This is a genomic window from Brachyspira pilosicoli (genome assembly GCF_008016535.1).
GTDB classification, from domain to species: domain Bacteria; phylum Spirochaetota; class Brachyspiria; order Brachyspirales; family Brachyspiraceae; genus Brachyspira; species Brachyspira pilosicoli_A.
Genome location: NZ_SAXY01000003.1, coordinates 1 through 6,246, shown reverse-complemented (window position 1 = coordinate 6,246; position 6,246 = coordinate 1). Strand labels below are relative to the sequence as shown.

Here is a 6,246-nt window from a genome sequence, read left to right as displayed (position 1 = left end):
AATTAAAAGAATATACACATTTTTATAACAATCAAAGATTGATTTCTTCGTTAGGTTATATTACAATCAAAGAAAGAATCAAAAATATTATAGCAAGTAAAAGTACAATATCTATGGCTCCATGACATTGTATATATAAAGAAAATTTTAACTATATTACTGCATATAATACGAAATAATTAATCATATTAATACACTAATAATATAAATATTTATATTAAATTATACAATATATTTTAATTTGACAAATACAATAATTTGAATATAATTATCAATTAAAAACGGCTTTGAGTATGAATAAAATTATAGCAATATCTGGAAATATATTAAATGAAAATAACAGTAAAAAAGCATTTGCAAACGATTCCTATATACAATCAGTTGTAAGAGCAAATGGAATACCTGTTATAATACCAATAATAAAAGATAAAGACATTATAAAAAAAATGGTAGAAAATACCTCTGGTGTTATTATGACAGGAGGAGTTGATATTCACCCATTCTACTTTAATCAAGAACCTCACCCTAAAATTGGTACTATTTCAAAAGAAAGAGATGAATTTGATTTTACAGTACTCGATTATGCATTCAAAATGAAAAAACCTATCTTAGGAATATGCAGAGGATTGCAGCTTATTAATGTTTATTTTGGAGGAGATTTAATTCAGGATATAGAATCTCAAACTAAAAGCAATATACTTCATTCTCAAACTGCTCCAACAGACGTAGCAACACATAAAATAAAAATAGATAAAAACTCTATGCTTTATGATTTATTAGGCGAAGAAAGCGAAGTTAATAGTTTTCATCATCAGGCAATAGGAAAAGCAGCTAAAGACTTTAATATTGTAGCAAAAGCTAATGATGATATTATAGAAGCTATAGAATATAAAGACAAGAATCATTTTATATTAGCCATTCAATGGCACCCAGAATTAATGTCTGAAAACAATATAAAAATGCAAAATATATTTAATAAATTTATTTTTATTTGTGAAAATAATAAATAAAATAGTATATTTTAATCATAAAGTTATCTTTTTTTTCGATATATGAAAAACAGAATTTTATATTTTGGATTTTTTATGAAAATAAATAGTTTTTTGAAATTATACATATTAATATCAATATTATTTTTATCATGCCATAAAGAGCCTCAGAAAATATTAAATGAAATAACTGTATCAGTTGGAGGTAAACCCAACTCAATAGACCCTTCAAAAATATCTTCAATTAATTCTATGATATATATAAATCATCTATTTGAAAACCTTGCTATAAAAGATGAAAATGGTAATGTAGTACCGGGAGCAGCAGAAAAGTGGATATCATCAAATAACAACACTATATATATTTTTTATATAAGAACAAATGCTAAATGGGCAGACGGATTCGATTTAAAAGCTGATGATTTTGTATATGCATGGAGAAGAATTGTTGATCCTAAAACACAGTCGCCTCTTGCTGTATATTTAGAGAATATAAAAAACGCTCATGAAATAATAAATGGAAATATGGATAAAGAACTATTAGGAGTAAAGGCATTAGATAATGATACTTTATATGTTGAATTGGAATATCCTATTCCATATTTTGATGAATTGGTAAGTCATAGTGCATATACCCCTTTGAGGGAGGATATAGTAAGCAAAGATGAAAATAATTGGTCTTTGAATGCTGATACTATGATTGGCAATGGTGCTTTTCAGATTGTAAGAATAGATGATTATAGGCTTGTTGTAAGAAAAAATACAGATTATTGGAATTATACAAATATAAAAGCAGATATAATTAATTTTGAGTTTATAAATAATCCTAATGAAGCATTAAGCTTAATAGAAAAAGATGAATTATATTTTTATAATAATATACCTATAGAAAAAAAAGATGAATTGTTTGAAAAAAATATAGCTAAAAATGCTGCAAAAACTTCATTATATTTTTATGAAATAAATAATGAAATAAATCCACTTTCAAATCCTACCATAAGAAAAGCAATATCATTAGCAATAGACAGAAACTTTATAATAGAAAATATAGTAAAATCTGATGATATAGTAGCATCAGCAATAGTACCATATAATATAAAATATAATAATAAGGATTTTAGAAAAGAAGATACAAATGACTATTTTTCTACTAAAGATTATAACAGTAGTATAGAATTAGCTAAAACTTTATTAGAGGAAGCGGGCTATAAAAATACTGATGATTTTCCTGTAATAAATCTTTTTACAGATTATGGAGTTCATTTAGAAATAGCCAATGCAATTAAAAAAATGCTTAAAGAAACTCTAAATATAGATACAATAGTTATTGCAAAACCATTTAATGAGTTTATAAAAATAAGAAGAAGCGGTAACTTTGATATGGTGAGGAGAAGTTGGGCTGGAGGCTATAATCACCCTATGTCATTTTTATCATTACTTCAAAAAGACTATTTGCTAAATGAAGGAAAATACTATAATCTTTTATATGATGAAAACATAAGAAATTATTTAACAACTCAAGATATAAAATATTTGCATTTGGCAGAAAAGATTGCTATAGAAGATATGGCTATAATACCTTTATTTTATTATAACAGCATAGTTATGCAAAGCCCAAAACTTATTAATGTTACATGCGACAATTTTGGCATATATAATTTTAAAAATGCTGATATTATTGAAGAATAATTAATTGATAGGCTTACCTTCTACAGTTCTTAAACTGCTTATTGGTATATCATTATATTTTTTAGCTTCTTCTTCGGATAATCTTGTCCATTTTACACTAGCACCAACTACTCCGCCTTTATCTAATGAAGCTTTTAGAGATAATGATTTTTTATCATCAGATAAAGTAATTTTGGCATAATATGAGCTTCCTTGGTCTGTATGATATATTCTTCCAGTCTGCCACTCACCATCTTTAAACTCTACATTATAAATAAATGTAAGTCCTTTAAGGTCTTTATTTCTAAGAGCTTTATCAGGGTTATGAATATCAAGAGTAGTTTTTACATCATCTTGAAAATCAACCGCATATGCATAAAGTTTATTATTAATTACTATTATCTTAGCAACCTTCATTCTTCCTTTAGGCTTATCAGGCATAGCCCAAAAACCTTCGATATCTTTAGCATTATTTGCCCCATATAAAAACGAAGAAAATATAACAATTAATAATATAATCTTTTTCATTATCCTATCCAAATGATTTTTTATTATCTAATAAACTTATTAAAATCGAGTGTATATGAAATATAAGCACCTATACCAAAATAATATCCGCTAGCAAGCTGTTCAACATAAGGGCTGAAATTGATAGATAAACTTGCATCGCTATTAAGCACCAAATAAACGCCAAGCCCAAGATGATTCAAGCCCAACATAGCTTTATTATAAAAGTCATAAGCTAAATGATATTCAAGATATATGCCCGCAAGTGAAAAACCAAACAAAGAACCGGGATAAACCCCAATAGCTGTTTTAAGCCTTATATAATTAACAACACCTCTTGGGTCATCAAAAAACATAGGCACTTCTAAATTAGCATACATAGTAAAGAAATCACCAAGACCTATTAAATAATGTATCTGAGGATTTAAACCGAATTTCTGCTTTGAAGAGCCGGGAAATAATACCTCCACTGCCCCTATAAAACCATTAAAAAATTGAAACCTCGGCATTATAGAAAATTGAGGCTCTCCCTCAACACCTACGCCAACTTCTGGAATATAAGTAAGCGGAAGCACCCTTGCAAATATATCAAAATTCTTTAATATACCAAAATTAAGCATAATAGGACTTGATAAAGTATATTTTTTATTTCCTATTCTCATATTATCTAAATATAAAGTACCGCCCAAACGAAGTGCACCTGTCATTCCAGTATACATATTATATGGAAATGAATATGCTAAAGAAGATATTAATATAAATAGTATAATAATTTTTTTCATAAACTTTCTTAAAACAATATTATATATTATTATCAAATATAATACATTCTATAAAAAATATCAACAACAATATATTAAAAAAAGCCTAATAAGAATTGCTTCTTAAAAGGCTTTTTATACAATAATTATTTATTTATTATCTTATATTAACAGCATTTCTTGATAAAAAGTTTTTTCTATCATTAGCATATTTTGTTTTTGAAGTATTAGGATATTCTGCCAAATATTGATTATATGTTAAATAAGCTTTATTAAAATCTCTTACATTATTATTTCCTGTTTCATAAATCTCTGCAAGAAGTAGCATTGAATCTGCTCTTTTAGAGAACTTATCTTTTGAAGCTAATGATTTCTCTAGCATATTTAATCCGTCAGAAATTTTTCCCATTTGTTTTAAATTATTAGCAACTTCATATACAGCATTTCCATAAGAATAAGTATTAGGATATTTAGCTATAACATCATTAAAATATTTCATAGCTTCTTGATTATTATTTTCAGCTTTTCTCACAACACCCATTGAGTATAAAGCAGCTGCCTTTTGATTGTTGTTAGCAGTTTTAAATTCAGAAGCCTTTTTATAAGTATCAAAAGCATTGGTATAATCTTTGTTCAAATTATAAATATCGCCTATTCTAAAATAACTATAAACTGCATATTTTGAATCTGGATATTGAGAGATTATATTATTATAAGAAGTTATGGCATTATCATAATCTTTAATATTTTTAAGCTCTTCGGCAGATTTAAATAATAAAGCAACTTGAGAATTATCTTCTTTTGGTGTTGTTTTAGTTATTGATGCCGCTTTTGTAGTATTATTATTTACTGCTGCGTTTGTTGCAGTTGCATTTGTAGCTGATGTATTATTTGTTGTATTTGTAACTGTTTCGTTTGTATCCATTATCATATCATTTGTAGTAGGTGCTTCATTAGTAGTTTCAGCATCAAACATTGTAGAATTAGTGTCTGTTATAGGATTTCCATTAGTTACATTTATTGTGTATATATATCTTCTAATTATATTATCTTCTGTATCTACTTGGAAATTAAGTTTTGCTACACCATGTGTTAATGTAGCGAAAGTGAGAAAGGCATTAGTTTTATCTCTAGTAAATCTCACAAAATCCAAATTTGTAGAATAGCTTGTAATGCGAATATATCTGTCAAAATTAGTAGCATTCAATTTAATAGAAAATAAGCTATTGGCAGCAAAATCTATTGATTGAAGTAAGTCTTTTTCTAAAGGCTCTCCCTTACGAGAAACAGGTGCTTCATTAGTTACCACTTTATCATCTGGCTGCACTGTAATTGTCTCTTGAGCAAATAATAGCCCTGTGAACATAATACAAGAAAATATACATGCACATATCTTTAAACGCATATTTTTCTTCCTCCTAAAAGTTATTATTTATTTTTTCGGCTTTCTACATAATTCCTTGAGCGTTCTAATTCCTCAAAACTCAAATTATTTTTTGTTGAAAGCATCTCACCTTCTATAACCTTTTTATCATCATTTCGTATAATCTCATTAGATATCATAGCATTTTCTTCTTCTGGAGTTAAAGGAACTATATCAGGCTTTTGGTTTAAACCTAGAATAATACCTATAACTATAATAAATACAAACCAAGAAGATAATATTATAATAAATAACTTTCTTTTTTCTGCATAAAAATATTTTATTCTATTAATAATTTTTTTAAGCATTAATTTATCCAAACAAATATTATGTTAATTAATAATATTAAAATTATAAAACTAAAAATAAATTTTGCAATAATAAAATTTAATATTATTGTTTAGGAGTATGAGATATTGGACATTTTTTAGTATAAAAAAAGCAGTATCCTTGTTATAATATTTTGAACATAAAACAAATAAAAAGGATGCTACTATGAAAAGAGATTATAGCACAGAATTTAAATTATTTATAGTGGATGAAGCATTAGAAACTAAAAATATTAAAAGATTTCTAAAGATAGAAGAAATACCCAAATCTACTTTTTATGCTTGGCTTAAAAAATATAAAGACACTGGAACTGTCGCTAATTTTAGCACTAGACCAAAAACTTCTCCAAATATCTTTAATAATCAAAAAGCTATTAATTTAATTATTGAACTCTATACTAAAGAATATCGAGGTAAGCATTATATTAAAGCATATTTAAATCGTGAAGGCATTAAGATAGGGGTTACAGCTATAGAGAATGTACTAAAAAGAAATAATCTTTGGAGATATAAAACAAAAAAGAAAAAGAAGCGATATGATAAGCGTAAATTTGTCTCTAAAATACAAA

7 protein-coding genes are annotated in these 6,246 nt (G+C 26.4%); 3 read left to right on the top strand and 4 right to left on the bottom strand.

Going from position 1 to position 6,246, the window contains the following annotated elements; genetic code table 11:
* Window positions 1–293: 293 nt before the first annotated feature.
* Entirely contained in the window at window positions 294–1,010 is a 717-nt protein-coding gene (locus tag EPJ72_RS00325) for a gamma-glutamyl-gamma-aminobutyrate hydrolase family protein (RefSeq protein ID WP_147730292.1), read from the top strand.
* Between the two features lie 75 nt (window positions 1,011–1,085).
* Window positions 1,086–2,678: a peptide ABC transporter substrate-binding protein gene (locus tag EPJ72_RS00320; protein ID WP_147730291.1), complete on the top strand. Its 1,593-nt coding sequence runs from the start codon at window positions 1,086–1,088 to the stop codon at window positions 2,676–2,678.
* Here the strand turns inward: EPJ72_RS00320 and EPJ72_RS00315 are convergent, their stop codons facing one another.
* The 4 genes from EPJ72_RS00315 to EPJ72_RS00300 all read right to left on the bottom strand — a co-directional run bounded on the left by EPJ72_RS00315 (window position 2,679) and on the right by EPJ72_RS00300 (window position 5,656).
* The gene (locus EPJ72_RS00315; RefSeq protein WP_147730290.1) at window positions 2,679–3,185 is read right to left on the bottom strand and encodes a DUF2147 domain-containing protein; all 507 of its coding nucleotides are present in this window, start codon (window positions 3,183–3,185) and stop codon (window positions 2,679–2,681) included. It lies immediately after the preceding gene.
* Between the two features lie 23 nt (window positions 3,186–3,208).
* Window positions 3,209–3,946, bottom strand: a complete 738-nt coding sequence (locus tag EPJ72_RS00310; RefSeq protein ID WP_147730289.1) for a hypothetical protein — start codon at window positions 3,944–3,946, stop codon at window positions 3,209–3,211.
* A 136-nt stretch (window positions 3,947–4,082) separates the two neighbouring features.
* On the bottom strand, window positions 4,083–5,330 hold the full coding sequence (locus EPJ72_RS00305) for a tetratricopeptide repeat protein (RefSeq protein WP_147730288.1): 1,248 nt from the start codon (window positions 5,328–5,330) through the stop codon (window positions 4,083–4,085).
* A 23-nt stretch (window positions 5,331–5,353) separates the two neighbouring features.
* Window positions 5,354–5,656 (bottom strand): hypothetical protein, encoded by a 303-nt coding sequence (locus EPJ72_RS00300; protein WP_147730287.1) that lies wholly within the window; start codon window positions 5,654–5,656, stop codon window positions 5,354–5,356.
* Between the two features lie 187 nt (window positions 5,657–5,843).
* Here EPJ72_RS00300 and EPJ72_RS00295 point away from each other — a divergent pair.
* The coding region (locus tag EPJ72_RS00295; RefSeq protein ID WP_147730286.1) for a transposase at window positions 5,844–6,246 on the top strand (403 nt) is incomplete at its 3' end.